Below are 19,330 nucleotides of genomic sequence, written 5' to 3' on the forward strand. Positions count from 1 at the left end.
CAATGTATTGTAGAGAAATTAGGCTTTTTTTATCAATTCATTAAAGTTCTTATAATGCAAGGACTCAAGTTAATGATTATATTTTCAAGTATTCGTTTTGAGCTACATAGATATAGTTTTCGTTGCAACTGTTTGTTGAAATATTTTATCATGCTCAACAATAACCATTGTGGGATTAAATTGTTGAATAAGTTCTTCAATCTGCATGCGGGAATAGATATCTATAAAATTTAGTGGTTCGTCCCATATATATATATGAGCTTTTTCACATAAACTTTTAGCGATAAGCAGTTTTTTCTTTTGTCCACCAGAATAATGAGATATATCTTTTTCAAATTGAATTCGGTCAAAGTCCATCTTACTTAGGATGGACTTAAATAAGGTTTCATCAATCTTGTGCTCTTCAATAAAGCCTGATAGTGATCCCTTCAAATGAGAAGTATCTTGTTGGACATAGGAAATGATGAGTCCTGTACCTAAAGTAACTAAGCCTGTATGCTGTATCGGATGTCCTAGAATTAGTTTTAGGATACTACTTTTTCCGCTCCCATTCGTTCCATCAAGTACAATTCGGTCACCTTGTTCAACTATGAAGCTAATCGGCTCATTCACAATTTGATCATTGTACTTAACGGACACGTCAACTAAAGTAACCAATTCATTTGATTTAAATTGCAATTGTTCCAATTTTAATGACTCAGTTTTTTCCACATTTTTTAGTAATTTTGATTTTTCCTCAATAGCTTTTTGTTGCCTTGATTCAAGGTTTTTTGCTCTTTTCATCATCTTGGCTGCTTTATGACCTACAAACCCCTTATCCAACTTAGAGCCTGAATTCCTCGTTCCATTTTTTGAAGCTTCCACGTCATTAGACCAACTTGCTGAACGTTTGGAAGACTGTTTTAATCGCCCTATGTCTTTTTGTAGACGCTCATTTGTAGCCTTCTCGTGTTCTTGCTGTCTATCAAAATTTAACTTCCAAGAAGAATAGTTACCACTTTGAACTTCAATATTTGCTCTATTAATAGATAGGATATGGTCAACGCACCCATCTAAAAAGATTCTGTCATGTGAAATTAAAATAAATCCTTTTTTCTTCCTTAGATAATCGGAGACTATCTTTCGTGCATCTGTATCTAAGTGATTTGTTGGTTCATCAATTAATAGAAATTGACCCGCATTTAAAAACAGTGCAGCAAGCAACACTTTTGTTTGTTCCCCATTTGATAATGTTTTAAATGGTCTGTACATGACCTCAGCATCAACATTTAAATAGGATATCTCACGTAGAAGTTCCCAATCTGCGGCTTGGGGACAAATTTCTTCAAGGATTTCATGAGTGAATTTGTTCTTATCTGAAACAGAGTAGGGGAAGTAATTGAATTCTACTGAAGCAAGGATTTTCCCGCTATACTCATAATTCCCTAACAATAAATTAAAGAATGTCGTTTTACCTCGTCCGTTTCTACCAATAAATCCTAGCTTCCAATCCGTATCTATTTGGAAGTTTACACTTTCAAAAATATTATCAAAGCTACCTGGGTATGAAAAAGTTAAGTCTTGGACCTTTATCATTGACATAATAATTCCTCCTTTATATATCGAAACGTTTCATATAAAGTCGGAACATCCATCCATTTTTTAATTCCTCTATATAAGTTTGATGGATATTAACGACTTATATAGAGCATTACATGTGTAACAATAGTATCTGAAGTACTCATTTTTCTCGCTCCTTTATTTGTGAAGTACATTTAACAATTAGTAAGTTTCAACTAAGACAAACGGGAATAAAAAAATCCCCCAATTTGTAATCGGAAGGATTAGTCTTTCGTCTATACTTAATAAGTACTTATTAATCATTTGAATCATGACAAATAAAGTATGAACTGAATTTTAAAAATGGATAGACTAACCCTATATTTTGTAGTTTGAAGTTATAAAATTCAACTTAAAATATAAATTAGTTAATCATTATTCATCCATCATTCCTTTCATAATTCTATTTTTAGAGTAACATTCTTTTTAGGGAGATGCAATATTGGCTTCAATTTCATCTAATTCTAAATCATTTATAATTCTTTGAGTAAGGAGATAAAACTTTACCGCCCTTTTTATAAACATCACATTTTTGTTCAATAGGTCATGTCTTTTGTCCGTTAAAAAGGGAGGATATGAAATTGACATCAACTTTTTGTGTAACTATAATAGTTACAGTTTGTTTCGTAAACTAATTTGAATTTCTATTTTAATGATAGTATATTTTCATTCCTTTTTAAGTGTGACAGATAGCAACTATAATCCAATAGAGGAGTAGATTCTATCTCATATGTAAAGAGTAGATAAGTTGTACCCGCCAAATTTACGATGCGCAAATACTTAAAAAACTACATTTTTCAGCTTATCCTTTTTAGAATCCTCAGTATTAATAATTGTAAACATCTACAAAAAGTTAACAAGACTGTTGTATGTAGAAAGAAATCTTTTAAAAAGGTCATAATATGGATAATAGGTAGCACACATTTAAATTTAGTAGGAGTTGTGCCACTATCAAGACATTTTTTAATAAAAGTATAGAAAAAACTCAAGAAGGTGAGTCCATTGCGTAAGCATGCATATGTGCAATTTTATGTATTGATATTGGCTTTAATAGCTTATATAAGCTTTTGCTTTATATTTTTATTTGTTTTTCCGAATCATTATTTCGTATCAGATTTTAATATCCGACTATCATCTTTAGTCGTTGAAACTACTGTATTTATCTCATTACTGTATTCTATATTATCCCAAAAAATTAAGTTAGGAGTATTCTGGGTTTGCATTACTATTGCAATAGGGTGTTTTTTGATAGGAAATTTCATATCCGCTTTTCAAGTACTTAATGTAGAATTACCAATACAAAATTTTAATATTTCTGATGTATTTCTACTGTTTTTCTTATTCTTCTTTCTTTTTGCGTTCTTTTATAAAATTATGATGGAATGTAATAAATGGGAGAAAGCATATTTACTTTGTGATTTATGCATTGTTGTTACTGCTATTTTTACATTAGAGTGGTACCTATTTAATAAACCATCTGCAAATATTTTATTCTTATCAATTGGAGATGTTTTTCTCTCATTTATTTTTCCGATTATAGATTTATTGCTTCTATTACTTGGAGTTACACTGATCTTTCGTCCTGCTATTTTCAATGCAAAAAGTAAATTGTTTATTTTTATCCTAGTATTAACTGGATTGGCTATTACGGACTATTTGTATTTTTACTTACAAGGTGATTTGTCAGAGCGTTCAGTTATATTTTTAAGGTGTTTGTATAGAGTTTTCCTATTATTTATCGCTATTGCTGCTACAATCCAAAAGAATACTTCTTCTAAAAGAAATTATTTTATTATTAATCCGACATTTGGAGAGAAACTTCTTGGTATATTCCCTTATCTTGCAGTTGCAGTCTTAATTGGCTTTACTTTGAAAGAGCAAACTTCTTCAGCTACATTAATTACGGGAAATTGTATTGCTTTTGTATTTGTACTGATTCGTCATACAATCGTACGAATGCAAAACAAAGAGTTAACTAAAACATTAAAAGTGTTTAATAATCAATTAGAACAAACAGTATCTCAAAGAACAAGGGATTTAATAAATAAATCTAATGATTTAGTAAAAAATCAAGAGAGATTTAAGTCATTATATGAGTATCATCCGGATCCTATTTTAACGATTGATTCAAGCGGTATCGTATTAAATATAAACCAGGCTGGAAGTATGTTATTAGGAAAAGAAAGTGCTGTATTGATAGGGAAAGAGTGCTTCTCTATTTTTTTAGATGAAGATAAATCTGAATTGGAAGCAGCTATAAAGAAAGGGAAACGATGTAGTTCATCTTCACTACAGTTACGTGTGAAAAATAACAATGAGAAAGATATACTCTTTTGGTATGTCACTATAGTTCCTATTATGATAGAAGGACAAACCTTTGGGAGCTATGTAATGGTAAAAGACATAACAAGGATGAAACAACAACAGGAAGAGATAAATTACCTTGCATTCCATGATACGGTGACGGAGATTGGAAATCGTATATTCTTCCAACAAGAATTAGATAGATCTATTAAGCGTGCACAAAAAACACAGGATAAGTTTGGGCTCCTGTATATTGATTTAAATCGCTTTAAGACTATTAATGATACATTGGGTCATTCGATTGGTGACAAGGTTTTAAAAGAAGTTGCCAAACGTTTTAGGACATGTCTGTCACCGACTATTCCTCTAGCAAGAATAGGTGGTGATGAGTTTGCGATCATTGTCCATAACCAAACAGAGCAACAGCTATTGGATTTGTGTAAAACTCTATTTCGTATAACTGAAGAACCATTTGTAGTAAATCAGCATAGTTTTTACTTATCTCTTAGTATAGGAATAGCAGTGTATCCATTTGGAGGAATAAATACTACTACACTTTTACAACACGCTGATATCGCTATGTATAGCGCAAAGGAAAAAGGTAACAATGCTGTTTGTATGTATGACGAGACATTATCTCAAAAAGTAACTCGTCGATTACGATTAGAACAGGATTTACCAAATGCAATTGAAAATAATGAGTTGTTTTTATTGTATCAACCACAAATTGATAGTAAGGCAGGTAAGGTTATTGGTGCAGAGGCTTTAATACGTTGGCAACATCCAGAGCTTGGACTGATTTCTCCTTTTGAGTTTATACCTATCGCAGAAGAAACGGCGCAGATTATTTCAATTGGGAAGTGGACGTTACAGAAAGCGTGTCAACAACTGAAAGAATGGCATTCTGCGGGCTTTTCAAATCTAAAGATGGGGATAAATTTATCAGCTATAGAGTTTGAACAGAAAGATTTTGTTCAAACCATTATATCTACCATAGAAGAGATAGGAGTACCTGCTAATTCGATTGATTTGGAATTAACAGAGCGAATAGCAATGGTAGATGAAAAGGAAACCTTATCGAAGTTAAAAGCATTAAAATCATATGGTGTACATTTATCAATTGACGATTTTGGTACAGGTTATTCTTCATTAGCGTATCTGCCTCTTTATCCAATTGATACTTTGAAAATTCCAAGAGAATTTGTTAATAGGATTGGAACTTCTACTGATGGAGATGAAATTATACAAACCATTATTTCACTTGCTCATACTTTAAACATGAAAGTGATAGCAGAAGGGGTAGAAACGAAGGAACAATTAACAGTGTTACAACGTAATGCATGTTATCTAATTCAGGGCTATTACTACAGTAAACCTGTAAATGAAGATGAATTTATTGGTTTTTTAAGTACAATACAAAATGAATAAGTGAAAAATCAGTATATGTATGAAATAAAGTGAAAAGACGATCTATCCATATGGATTTGAGCGTCTTTTCACTTTATTTTCAGTAGTTATGCAGCAAGGTTTCAGCCTTTGAAAGTAAAATAAGTATCTATATTCCTTGTATTTAGGGCTAATGGGATATGAGGTGAAAGTTGCTTCTTGTGAAACCGCATTAGGGACAGCTCGTATATTCTTAAAGCAATTTGAAAAAGCGGAAGAACATTTCAATCGTTCCATTGACCTTTTGCAAAAACATAATGAAGAAAAATTGATTTTAATAGTAAGGCATAATCTAGGACTATTATATGCAACTCAAAATTTATCTAAATTAGCAATTCGTCATTTATCAGAAGTCACAGAGAAGAATATTGCCCATTTTAAAGCAGTGTTCTTACAAGCGCGTGAACACTATAAGCTAAGAAAAACAAATATTGTAAAAGAACTTATTGAAAAAGGATTAGCAGTTTGTATGGAATTAGGAAATGAAGAGTATGTATATCATTTCAATATTTTACGTTCTCTTAATGAAGATGAAGCAATTAAACTCTTAGAAGAAGTGAAAAAAGTATTTCTCACTTCGAAAAGCAAGGTTTATGGGATTTCGTAGAAGAATATGCAGATCTAAAAAAGGAAGAAATTATACAATAATCACATGTTATCATTTTTAATAGCTAATTAACAAAAGGACTCCAATTATGGAGTCCCTTTGTTAATGGGATAATGCTTTAGTTTATCTAATTATAACAATATTTGTAAAAAGTGTAAAGGACTCCTAGTTTGGAGGGGGAATTATTTAATCTTTTTTATTTAATAAAAGGGATGATATTTAGTTATCTGCGCTTCTTAATTATGTTTTTTATCACAATTTGAAGTAAATTTCAGTTAATCTTATTTATTTTATAGGAATTATAAGTTATACTAAAAGTAGGTGCAAAATGTACCATTTGAAAAAGAGTGCATTGCAAAAAGGAATCCGTAAAGGATTCCTTTTTTGTTTCTTTTAAAATGAAGCAACGTTCTAATTATCTCTTTCTTTTTTATGAATGAACTACCAATGTATAAATTTAAAAGGTATTTTTGGAAAATTGCCATATTCCTGTAACAAAACAAAGGTATGTTATGTGTGTTAAATATAAAGAGAAAGAAGGAAAAGTTGTGAAAAAAGTTTTGCCAATTGTTGCGTTATTAGGCATGATGAGTTTTGGGGTACAGGAAATGAATGTAAGAGCTGATACATGCCACAAGGGCGATTCAAAAATTAGTTTTTGGGATTCGAAAAGAAAGGGTACTAATTTCATGAATAGTACGTCATTACCTGAAAACTATAAAAGTGCAAAAGAAGCTAATATTGAATATGTACGTTTAGCACCTGATAAATGGGCAAAAGATAAAGATTTTCTATTTGAGGATAAACCAGATACTTCTGGAAAGGATTTTCTGATAGGTAATGCAGATAACTATCGGGGATTAGTAAAGGAAGATCTAGAAAAATTAAAGGCGGATTTAGATGCCGCACAATCACAAGGAATGAAAGTCGTTCTTACAATGTTATCCTTACCTGGTGATCGATGGCGCCAATTTAATAATAATAAGAATGACGACAGAATATGGGAAGAAGAGAAGTATCAAGAACAAGCAAGTCAATTTTGGAAGGACCTCGCTCTGGAACTAAAAGATCACCCCGCGGTGGTTGGGTATAATATTATAAATGAACCACATCCAGAAACAGCTAAAAATAATAGATATAATGATTTTTGGACGGAAGATTACGAGAAATGGTATGCAAAAGTAAAAGGAACGACAGCTGATTTAAACAGATTTTATGAAAAGGTGATTAACTCCATTCGTGAAGTGGACAAAGAAACACCGATTATTTTAGATTCAGGTTTATATGCTACTCCATGGGCCTTTAAATATTTAAAACCAGTAGAGGATAAAAAAACACTATACGCATTTCATATGTATGAACCATATGAATTAACGAGCCAAGGTGAAAAACAAAACAAGGAATATCAATATCCAGGATTAGTAAAAGTAGGAGACTTAGAGAAACCTGTAATGTGGAATAGACAGGGATTAGAGAAGTTTTTGAAGCCAATTCAACAATGGTCTAAGAAAAATCATGTACCATCTAATCGAATTATTGCAGAGGAGTTTGGAATTAACCGTACTGTTCCAGGTGCTACCCAATACATGCAAGATCTTATTTCTATCTTTAACCAAAAAGGATGGCATAAATCATTCTATGCATTCCGTGAAGACACATGGACAGGGATGAATTATGAATTGGGAACAGAAAAAATAAAATGGGATGAAGAGGGTAAACCGATGCGTCAAGATAATTCACTCTGGGATGTAATAAAAAAAGATTTACAAACGCGTAAATAGTTTAGAATATTAGGTTTAAGGACTAAATAAAAGCATCTAATTCAAATAGAATTAGATGCTTTTTATTTCGAAAAAAGGTGGAGTTGAATTAAAGGTTCCATCTTTTCTTTTGCATAAAGAGTACCAATCAGGTTTATTTACAACGAAAAATAAGATTTTTAGAGAATAGCTTAGAAAAAAATTGTGGAGGTTCAAACAAATGTGGTCACAATTGTTTAAACCTTTAAAGTAAAAAAAATTTATGAATTTTTCGTGAGATCCCAACCTTTAAATGTTGTAATTTATTTACTTATTTCTCCAATTGGATATATTTCTCTAATTGGATGGAAGTTTAGAATACAGAATCAAAACATAATAGGCTGTTATCGATGAGTTTATCGTAAAGTTGTTATTTAATGTGTCATCAAATAACATTTATATACAATAATACATAAAGAAAAGGAGATATTTATGAAAAAATATAGAGTAATAGACACAATTTAAATAGTATGAATAGTTTAGATTGTAAAAACATGGAGAAGAAAACAAAAAAACTTAAGAGTACTAAGGAAAAATGAGGGAGATAATATGGGGAATAATTCAAAACATAAAACTAGAAAAATACTTGCGGCCACTGCTACAGTAACTATGCTTGCGACTGGAATGATTTTTTCATCGGATGTCTTTGCGGAGCAAAAGGAGCAGCAAAAAAATTTATCGACATCATTGCAAAAAGAAAAGTCAGTTAAATCAGAAAATAGAACATTTACAGTCCCAGGAAAAGGGGATGTTGAGGTACTGAAACAACAGGAAAGAAAAAGTATGGCATTTAGTCCATATGAACCAACTGGTTTATATGCAAAGCCAAATGAACAAATAACGATTAATGTAGAAGGTAATCAAGATATTCAGGTATATATTGGAACTTATTCGTATGATGCTTCTTGGAGAGAAGATTCTAAGATAAAATCATTTACATTAAAACCTGGTATAAACACAATCCAATCTCCAAGTGGGGGGATGATTTATTTTTATAATAAACAACAAGGGGGTACCATTCGAACAACAATCACAACAGGTGGAACGACTACGCCTTTCTTTGAACTAGGAAAGCATACGAAACAAGATTTAATAAACATGCTGGACCAATATCCTAATGCACATGCAGTGGAGTTAAAAGGAGAACGTGTATTAATTACGGCCAGCCTTGCACGTGTTAAGAAATATTTGTTGGGTTCTAATACAGATCCTGTACAACTCTTAAAAAAGATGGATGAAGCTACTCGAATTCAAGACAAAGTAGCTGGATTATCCGAAGAACAAGTAGATAAACATTATGTTCATTACGTAGAAGAAAATCATTCTCCCGATTATTATATGTATGCAACTTCTTATCGAACAGCATATGTAGGAGATGCAATCCAATACGTGTTAGATATTAATAAATTTATAACAGATGGTTGGGGCCCTTGGCATGAGGCAGGACATTTGAGACAACAATCGCCCTGGAAGTTTTATAATATGACAGAAGTACAAAATAATATATACAGCCTTTCTGTAGAAAAAGCATTTAATCAACCATCCAACTTAGAGAAAAGTGGAATTTATCCAAAAGCATTTCAATATCTAGAACAAGTGAATAAAAATTATGATGAAATTAGCGATGTTTTTGTAAAGCTTGTTATGCTTTGGCAACTACAGTTAGCGTATGGAGAGGATTTCTATCCTAAATTGCATCAATTGTATAGAGACATGCCTTCAGGTGAACTTCCACAAACTGATGAAAATAAAAAACAATTATTTATGATTTCAGCATCAAAAGTAGCCAAACAAAATTTGATTCCTTTCTTTGAGAAGTGGGGATTACGTCCAAATAACGATACCATTCAAAAAGTAGCTGCATTAGGATATCCAATTTTAACAGCAGAGATTTGGAAGGGGACGGATTCTAATCCAATTAAACCAGATATGCCTAATGTAAATAATATTTTAGAAGGAAACCAGTTTGCATGGTCGCTAAAAGGAATTAGTGATTTCGAGTTTGCAAAAATTAATTTCAATAAGTCGACAGAAGAAATGCAAGTAGACTTAAAAGCAGGCGTACCGCATCATTATTTTAATGAAACATATGCGAGTATTAAAGTACAAAATGCATCAGGGAAAGTAGTATACAATAAAGACATTTATGGAAATAAACAACAAAATGCTGAATCGCAAAAAGTTTCAGTCAAAGTAGGAGATTATATTGAGTTAACACATCTAGAAGGTTTGCATAGAGCTACTCTCACAAATATAGATAATAGTAAACAAGAGAGCTTTGGAAAAAAAGCCATGTACGAAGTTACAAAGGAAGGTCTGAAGAAAGTAAATCAAATTGTTAATCCGAAACCGGACACAGAAGCTCCAACACAGCCACAAGGATTATATGCAAGCAACCTTACTTCTAACAGTGTAGAGCTAAAATGGAATCCTTCTACAGATAATGTAGGTGTAAAAGAATATCAGGTATTACGCGATGGACAATTGATTCAAACGGTACAAGGAACGACGTTTACTGATCAAAACTTAACAGTTAATAAGGAATATAAATATGCAGTGAAGGCTGTAGATGCAGCTGGAAATACATCAATCCAAAGTGAAATTCTTCTTGTAAAAACCAAAGATCAAAATGTATCTTATGAAAAATGGGATCCAAAGAAGGCATATACAAAGGGCGATAAAGTAGAACATCAAGGGACAGTGTATGAAGCTGTTCAAAATCATCAAGGAAATGGTGACCCGAATTGGATATTTGCACTATCGTTATGGAAAGCAATTACAATCAATTAATATGTAAGAATCAGATGTAAAGATAGAACAACATCCAGTATTTTAAAGAATTACTGGATGTTGTTTGAATTTTGATAGATTTCTCTACTACGTTAGTATTCAATAATAAAAATTAGAAAAGGATGTAGATTAGTGATTAGTCAGAAAACAAAGAAAAGATTTAATAAAGTTATTATAATTACCGCAGCATGTAGCATGTTTTCTATGTTTGGAACGTCTATTTTGCACACTAAAGCTGCAACACATTCAGCTGCTCCAGCAGTTTATGTGAGTCCCCAAAATATACCTGCCTCAGATATTATTAGTATAGACTGGTCACCAGTTCAGACACCACCTTATACGTACTGGGCTGTACACAACTGGAATGCAGGTGGTGAAGCTGGAGGATATGCTGGTTTTCAACAACAAAGTGGGTTTGATGAAAATGGAAAACGTACTTTACATTTTGCCTTATGGGATCCAATTTCCTCTAAAGAAGCAATAAAGGCCGAATACTTATCTCCGAATTCGCAAGCTGGACCCTTTGGAGGAGAAGGAACAGGAATGAAGGTTCAAACAACTTATGGTTGGAAAGACTACAATTGGTACACAATGACAATGCGTTCATGGCAAGAAAATGGTCATACTAAATTTGGACAATGGATGAAAGATGTAACAAAGAATAAATGGCATCAAATTGCAATTATGGACTTTCCGGTTGCTAATGTTGCATTTAATCATGGTTTAGGAATGTTTCAAGAAGACTGGGCTGATAGTGGACAGAATGTTCGAGAAGCGCGCTTGAAAAATGGTTATAGCCGAAAATTAGTTGATAAACAATGGAGTTCTTGGAATAATCAAAGTATTTCTGGAACGCATGATAATACTTATCAATATGATGGAGGATCTACTTCAGAATATGTATGGGTCAAAGCAGGAGGTAATACGCAGTCTACTATTGGGGCAGGAAAAATATTCACGCTAAATCAACCTACTCAACCTGAAATAGGGAAATTAGATTTTGATATCCAATCTATATATTATGAAAATGAAAAATTAAATGTATCTTGGAAACTAAAAGAAAATAGTACACCGCAATTTAAGGGGAAAATTGAAATTTATAACAATGAAAATATGACGGGCCAACCTATTAACGTAATTAATGATATTAAATCTTATCAAAATGGAATCAGTCAATCTATATCATTACCAACAAATGCTTATGCAAAAATTGTATTAACGGATATATTTGATCAAACTGTTGAGAAAAAGGTACAAATCAAAAATGAATCTCCAAACATTTTTGAAGGTAATGAATTTGCATGGTCGCTGAAAGGGATTGGAGATTTTGAATTTGCGAAAGTAAATTTAAATAAATCAACAGAAGAAATGCAAATTGATCTAAAAGCAGGTGTACCACATGACTACTTTGATAGTACATATGCAAGTATTAAAGTACAAAACACATCAGGTAAAGTGGTCTATAACAAAGAGATTTATGGAAACAAACAGCAAAATGCTGAATCGCAGAAAGTTCCAGTCAAAGTAGGCGATTATATAGAGTTAACACATCTAGAAGGTGTACATAGAGCTACTCTTACAAATGTAGATAATAGTAAACAAGAGAGCTTTGGAAAAAAAGCCCTATACGAAGTTACAAAGGAAGGCCTGAAGAAAATAGAAAAAATGCCAGAAGCAACAATTTTAGAAGGAAACAAGTTTGCATGGTCATTAAAAGGATATAGTGATAGAGAAATTGCAAAAGTAGATTATGATAAAACGGTAGAAGAGATGAAGGTAAAACTAGAAGCAGGTGTACCACATTCCTATTTTGCTAGTACGTATGCTAGTATTAAGGTCCAGAATTCTTCTGGTAACGTTCTGTACAAAAAGGAAATCGTGGGAAATAAACAACAAAATGCTGAAAGCCAAACTGTGCCCGTCAAGGTAGGGGATTACATTGAATTTACCCATATAGAAGGAGAAGCAACAAAGGAAAAAACGCGAGCAACTTTAATTAACCTTGAAAATAACAAAAATGAAACCATTGGAAAAACAGCAAGATATCAAGTTACAAAAGAAGGCTTGAAGAAAGTAGAGAAAATGCCAGAAACAACGGTTTTAGATGGAAATCAATTCGCTTGGTCATTAAAGGGATATAATAATCGAGAAATCGCGAAAATAGAATATAAAAAAGCAACAGAAAAAATGCAGCTTAAATTAGAAGCGGGTATACCCCATCCTTATTTTACTAATACGTATGCAAGCATTAAAGTCCAGAATTTATCCGGTAATATTTTGTACAATAAAGAAATTATAGGAAATAGACAACAAGATGCTGAGAGCCAAACCGTTTCAGTCAAAGTAGGAGATTATATTGAGTTTACTCATATAGAGGGAGAAGCACAAACGGAAAAGACACGCGCCACACTTACTAATCTTGAGAATAGTAAACAGGAGTATATGGGAAAGAAAAGAATATATCAGGTTACCTCTATGGGATTATTAATAAAGTCATAGATTTCACTACAAAAGTTAAATTATAGATATATATATTATATAAAAATCTTAACCATTATACGCATTAAAAAATTCTCAAGAGAATATAGATTGGCGGGTATAGTATGAACATATTCAAAGGGTTTCTAATTTCATCAATTGCAATGACCACATTTGTAGGAACAGATTTAATCCTACAAAATGATAGTATTCATAATAAAGTTTACGCTGAATCTAATAATGTCACATACAAAGAAAGAGATTCACAGGAAGAAAGATTAATTGTAAAGTTTAAAAATCAAATTGACTTACCTTATGAAGATGGTATTGAGAAACGAATAAAAAATGGGGATTATGATAACAATTTAAAGCAGTTATTTTCCGAAAATACAAAACTTACTTTGAATCGTCTGTTCTCATCTGTAAATCCGATAGAGATTGAAAAGTTATCAGTACAATCTAAATCAGTTGCTAATGAATCAGCTAATAATTTATTAAATTATTATATTGTACAAGCTCCTAATAACATAGAAATAGAATTATTACTGAAAAAATTTGAAACATCTCCTCTCGTAGAGGAGGCTTATATACAAGAAAAACAAATTTTGACCCCTCCTGAAATACAGTTACCAAATTTATCTGTTAATCCGTACGATGACCCTAGATTTAAAAATCAAGGATATCTTGAAGCGGCACCAAAGGGAATTAATGCCTCGCATGCTTGGAGCATTAAAGGTGGTGATGGGAAGGATACAACTTTTGTGGATATGGAATATGGATGGTTATTGAACCATGAGGATTTAGTCAATAAAAATATTAAGCTTATGTCGGGACAAAATATAAGCCAGCATAGAGCTCATGGTACTTCTGTATTAGGAATTGTTTCATCTGAAGATAATCAAATTGGAAATATTGGAATTGCACCAAAAGCAAATGTAAAAGTAATATCCCAGATTAGGGATAATGGAATTTATAATACAGCGGATGCTATTTTAAGTGCTGTACATAATTTACAAGCGGGAGATATTCTTTTATTAGAGGCACAAGCTTCGTATGATGGGTATGGGGATAAATATTTACCTGTAGAAGTACATCCAGATATTTTTGATGCAATTCGTGTTGGTACAGATAAAGGGATTATTATTATAGAAGCTGGCGCAAATGGTTCAAACGACTTAGATAATTTTAAAGATCGTAATGGAAAAAAGATCTTAAATCGAAATAGTCCAGACTTCAAGGATTCAGGTGCTATTATGGTTGGGGCGGGATCATCAACTGTTCCACATCAACGTTTATGGTTTTCAAATTATGGAAGTCGATTAGATGTATATGGATGGGGAGAAAATGTTGATACAACATCAGCAAATCCAAGTCAAAATACTACAAATTTATATACATCAGCATTTAGTGGAACATCAAGTGCTTCACCAATTATTGCTGGAGCAGCAACTTCGATTCAAGGTATTGCTAAAGAACATCGAGGTTCTCCTTATACACCAGCCGAATTAAGAAATATCTTAAGTAATCCGAATACAGGAACAAAATCTCAAGATCCGTGGAATGATAGAATAGGTGTTTTACCTGATCTAAAATCTATATTAGATAACTTAGGTTTTAATTCAGATATCCCGAACTCTTCTAGTATTTTAGAAGGAAACCAGTTTGCATGGTCACTAAAAGGAATTAGTGATTTCGAGTTTGCAAAAATTAATTTCAATAAGTCGACAGAAGAAATGCAAATCGACTTAAAAGCAGGCGTACCGCATCATTATTTTAATCAGACATATGCGAGTATTAAAGTACAAAATGCAACAGGGAAAGTAGTATACAATAAAGACATTTATGGAAACAAACAACAAAATGCTGAATCGCAAAAAGTTCCAGTTAAAGTAGGAGATTATATTGAGTTGACACACCTAGAAGGTGTGCATAGAGCTACTTTAATAAATGTAGACAGCAGTAAACAAGAAAGTTTTGGAAAAAAAGTCATGTACGAAGTTACAAAAGAAGGCTTGAAGAAAGTAGAAAAAATGCCAGAAACAACGGTTTTAGATGGAAATCATTTTAGGTGGTCTTTAAAAGGATATAGTGATAGAGAAATCGCAAAAGTTGATTATAATAGGACAACAGAGAAAATGCAGGTGAATTTAGAAGCAGGCGTACCACATTCTTACTTTAATCAGACATATGCAAGTATTACAGTAAAGAATTCAACCGGTAATGTTGTGTATAATAAGGAAATAGTGGGAAACAGACAACAAACTGCTGAAATCCAAACGGTGTCCTTAAAAGCGGGGGATTACATTGAGTTTACCCATATAGAAGGGGAAGCAGTAAAGGAAAAGACACGTGCTACACTTCTTAACCTTGAGAATAATAAACAAGAATATATAGGCAAAAAAAGAACCTATCAAGTTACTTCAACGGGATTAAACAAAATAGATTAACATGAAGAACCTTCTAATTATTCGTTAGATGCAAATAGTCGTTCATTATGAACGGCTATTTGGTTTTTATTTAAAGAAAAGTGAAATGAAAATACTCTCTCTTTTGTATATACTCTCCTTGCTATCAACTGCTATATTTGTTTATCAGGGGGATTTTAAAAATGTGCTTGAGAATTGATAAATGTTTAAGTGCTATAGATTTGAGAAAAAAGAAACAGAATAGTAAGGTATTTATTGATAAAACCCCTCTTCTGTTACAATATTTTACATATTTGGTATGATGTATATGAGTTCTATGCATATTAAGGGAGGAATGGGAATGAAGAGGTTCATAACACGTGCAAGTGGTAATACAATCTCAAAAAAGTTAGTTTTAATGATGTTGCCGATGGTTTTAATGATATTGATGATTACACCATCGAATGATGTATCGGCAGCAAATCTATCAAGAGCAGGTTCACTAAAAGGCGTGAATTTATTTAATGGAAGTTGGACAGTTGCTATACAGGCAGCAAATTTACAATATGTTTCTGCTGAGCCATCGGGTAATGTAGTAGCAAATCGTAATGCAGTTAATGAATGGGAGAAATTTGAATTAATTCCGACTGGGGAATTATATACGTTTGCTTTAAAAGCAAAAAGTAATGGAAAGTACGTTTCGTTTGAGCCAAACGGTAGAGTAGTAGCAGATCGTACATCAATTGGGGCATGGGAAAAGTTTATCTTATATAATGGTGGAGACAATAGGATATATGTATTACAAGCACTAAGTAATGGTAGATATATATCAGCAAATGGTGGTAGAGAATTAACAGCTACTAGTTATGTAGCTGGAAGTTGGGAAAGATTTGTTATTGTATACTTCTAAACCTTGAAGTGTTATATATCTAAATGATAATGGCATGTTTAGTTGGTATAAATACCTAATACAATAAAGTTTTAAGCATGTAATACAAGTGTATATTAACGTGTAAAAGGGCTGCAAATAATTAGCAGTCCTTTTTGCATGGACTTACTGAGGTTATAATGAAAAGAAAAAGAACCCTATAGGGTTCTTTTTCAAGGCATATTAACAGTAAGGAGAATCATGAAATGCTACTTCAAATCTTTATTAGGGGAAAGATTTTGAAAAAGCTTAACATGTATTTATTTTTACATAAATGTAAGATGTAGTAAATTGATAATGTTTATACTTATTATTACTAATATTCAATTAAGATAGTTAATACTATTTATATAGTGTTAACTGGTGTATAGTACAGTATAGATTTAGAAATTTAATATTAGATTACATTTGTTAAAAAAGTTAATAGATATATTATTTCAAATTCTAACTAACATTTAAACGGTTTTAATTGAAATTGGTTGTGTATTAACCTTTATAAGCCAATAAAAGTAAATAAAATAAACAAAGACCCTGTAATAAATACAGGGCCGGATACAGGGTTAAGGGAACGCATAGTTTCTTAATATCATAGTAGCATATATTCTTTGTATAGCTACATGAGGATTTTGACAGAATTAAGAACAAGACAGAAAATCTGTAGGAAAGCAAATATAGTGCTGGAAATGTGATTTTAAATTAAGCTATAGGTATATTGAAATGGATGAAAACTCTTGAGTACCATGATTAAATTGCCTTTAATTATGAGGTTTAGGTTAGAGGGATAATTGGATCTTACTGAACAGAAAAAATGTTTTTTAGATTAAAAGAAGAAAAGACACCTTTTGGGTGTCTTTTCTTTAGGTAAACAGTTCACATATTGCTGAATTAGATACGAAACCATAATTCGACTACGAAGTAAATCCTAACATAATCTGAACAGAAAAAATATGTAATATTACATATTTAGTTTTTAATTATTTTACTCAATATAGAGAAGCAACGTAAATAAAAGGGCATGCAGTCGTATCTGCAGCCCTTTTTAGGAGGAATTCAAGACACCATTAGGACACGTATCGGTAAACAGGTTCAAAAATAGTATGTGTGAAAAGAAAAAGTCCTATACCAAAAGTAGACAGGATCTTATCTTTTTTACATTTTTAAAAATGAAATGCTGTCCTTTTGAAATCAGTACAGCACACATTTGGTTTGTAATGAAATTAGAAAAAGTATACATGAAAATGGCAGACAACTATTTTGTTGCCTGCCGGTGCCAGTGGATTGAATGAGTTAGTCAATTCAATAAATTGTGCTATCTCATTACCAGAAGAGTGAAGCCGCTAGTTCAAACGGCTTAGACATAGTTTGTCTAATAAAGAAAAAATTATGGGTAGAAATTTTGTTTACTCTATATGAAAAGATAAATAGATATTCATCAGACAAGGATAATTTAGCATATCTTGAATAGGGTGTAGGAACGAATTAAAGAAAGGGATATTTGTTTAGGAAGGGACTGACTCAGGAGTGGGACTTTCGGACAGGGTTTGGGGAGCGGTGATTGCCTTTGGCATTGCGACTAATATCGTTGCTTGTATAATGGCAGTATACATTCAAAAATATGAGCTAATGATAAATCATCTTACAAATATTTTATTTTTAATAATTATCTCTTTAACGTTTATAAAGATGAAAATTAACAGATGGGTGGCTTTAGGATTTACATTAGTTGTAATAGAGAAAGGTATTAAAGCGGGCTATGACTTCTACACACATAATTATTATAGTGTCAGTTGGAGTTTAGCTATCATTGTCTATTGCATATACGAGATGGAAAAGTATTTTATTGAAATAAACGAATAGGCGCAACAAAAAGGTGTTAGTAGGTGGAATTCTTTTTAAAATACTATAAAAAAGACACTACAAGAGTGTCTTTTTTTTGAAAATACTCTATAATTAACTTTGGGGAAGGTAATGTTAGAGTATTCGTTTAGCATTATCTTTATATTTGATAAACCATGAAATCGAAAGATTTTGTGGTTTATTTTATGAACAATAGATATTACAGTATTGGCAGTGAGTTATTAACCATTTTAAGCATTAGGGGAGAATGGATTAAAAGTCTAACATCGAATAACGGTTCCGGAATATAGTGTTGCGAAATGATCTCCCATATCCCAAACGGTACTTGCCTGTATATAGCCCTTAAAGCCTTCTGAAGAATAATAAATCTCTTTTGGTATACTTTCTTTAGTTTGGAAATGTGCTTTAGAGTACTTTACATAATGGTTTTTAACAACTTTTGCTTCTGGAACAATAGTGTTTTTTTGTTCCAATTTTGGCCTAGCACTAGAAGGTGGTATGAATTTTATATTGTCTTGGTAATTAGGATCTAAGGTGTCAGCTTGTACACTGTGTGACGAAACAAAGGTGCTTAGACTACTTCCCGCGATTAAAGTTGCAAATACTAACTTTGAGAATTTTGTTAATCTACTCATTCTATAATCTCCTTTTTATTATTTTGTAAGGTATCTCCTTACACCTCACAGTCTATATCCACTACAAAAGGGTGTACATACATATTGATAGACAAAATTCTACAAAATACCGCATGTTTTTGGGATTTATGTATAATAATCCAATGTCTAATAATCTATCAAAAGTAAAAAGGTAGGTCTTATATAAAAGAAAATGAATAATTTATGCAGGTAATGTATATGGAATTATTGTTTAAATATTCTAAAATGAGTTGATAAAGATGTTGGTAGGTTTTTTGGAAAACAAATAATTCCCTAGGTGAAATTTGGAAGGAAGATTCTCTGTTAGAGTTTTTATAAGGGAATTCATTTTCGTAGATTCAAAATGTAAAAATAACTAAAAGAGCAAGTGTTTCAATGGGTAAAAAGCTATGTTGAGTCTTTTTTCTCTGTCGGTGGTCGTCTAATCAATGAAATGACGGATGCTTATGATAGTTTGTGTC

At 32.1% G+C, this 19,330-nt stretch carries 10 protein-coding genes; 8 read left to right on the top strand and 2 right to left on the bottom strand.

The window, feature by feature from the left end:
- Nucleotides 1–102 precede the first annotated feature (102 nt).
- Nucleotides 103–1,581: an Lsa family ABC-F type ribosomal protection protein gene (locus ACK1U5_RS01000; protein WP_000061799.1), complete on the bottom strand. Its 1,479-nt coding sequence runs from the start codon at nt 1,579–1,581 to the stop codon at nt 103–105.
- 1,020 nt (nt 1,582–2,601) lie between these two features.
- Between ACK1U5_RS01000 and ACK1U5_RS01005 the strand changes: the two genes are divergently transcribed.
- The 8 genes from ACK1U5_RS01005 (at nt 2,602) to ACK1U5_RS01040 (ending at nt 18,213) form a co-directional block, all read left to right on the top strand.
- A complete protein-coding gene (locus tag ACK1U5_RS01005) occupies nt 2,602–5,331 on the top strand; it encodes a sensor domain-containing protein (RefSeq protein WP_070756864.1) in 2,730 nt (909 codons plus the stop codon).
- A gap of 151 nt (nt 5,332–5,482) precedes the next feature.
- The gene (locus tag ACK1U5_RS01010; RefSeq protein WP_002026151.1) at nt 5,483–5,956 is read left to right on the top strand and encodes a tetratricopeptide repeat protein; all 474 of its coding nucleotides are present in this window, start codon (nt 5,483–5,485) and stop codon (nt 5,954–5,956) included.
- Nucleotides 5,957–6,468: 512 nt separating this feature from the next.
- Nucleotides 6,469–7,737, top strand: a complete 1,269-nt coding sequence (locus ACK1U5_RS01015; protein ID WP_048568341.1) for a glycoside hydrolase family 5 protein — start codon at nt 6,469–6,471, stop codon at nt 7,735–7,737.
- A 567-nt stretch (nt 7,738–8,304) separates the two neighbouring features.
- Entirely contained in the window at nt 8,305–10,545 is a 2,241-nt protein-coding gene (locus ACK1U5_RS01020; RefSeq protein WP_065703507.1) for a M60 family metallopeptidase, read from the top strand.
- 132 nt (nt 10,546–10,677) lie between these two features.
- The gene (locus ACK1U5_RS01025; protein WP_069605382.1) at nt 10,678–13,044 is read left to right on the top strand and encodes a putative mucin/carbohydrate-binding domain-containing protein; all 2,367 of its coding nucleotides are present in this window, start codon (nt 10,678–10,680) and stop codon (nt 13,042–13,044) included.
- Between the two features lie 104 nt (nt 13,045–13,148).
- Nucleotides 13,149–15,470, top strand: coding sequence for a putative mucin/carbohydrate-binding domain-containing protein (locus ACK1U5_RS01030; protein WP_069605381.1), 2,322 nt, complete (start codon nt 13,149–13,151; stop codon nt 15,468–15,470).
- 319 nt (nt 15,471–15,789) lie between these two features.
- Nucleotides 15,790–16,338: a fascin domain-containing protein gene (locus ACK1U5_RS01035; RefSeq protein ID WP_069605380.1), complete on the top strand. Its 549-nt coding sequence runs from the start codon at nt 15,790–15,792 to the stop codon at nt 16,336–16,338.
- Between the two features lie 1,539 nt (nt 16,339–17,877).
- Nucleotides 17,878–18,213 carry a hypothetical protein gene (locus tag ACK1U5_RS01040; protein ID WP_069604906.1) on the top strand — a complete coding sequence of 112 codons (336 nt, stop codon included), beginning with the start codon at nt 17,878–17,880 and terminating at the stop codon, nt 18,211–18,213.
- A 260-nt stretch (nt 18,214–18,473) separates the two neighbouring features.
- Here the strand turns inward: ACK1U5_RS01040 and ACK1U5_RS01045 are convergent, their stop codons facing one another.
- Nucleotides 18,474–18,848, bottom strand: coding sequence for a hypothetical protein (locus ACK1U5_RS01045; RefSeq protein ID WP_000088957.1), 375 nt, complete (start codon nt 18,846–18,848; stop codon nt 18,474–18,476).
- Nucleotides 18,849–19,330: the final 482 nt, after the last annotated feature.

This window comes from Bacillus sp. XB1 (assembly GCF_053557995.1).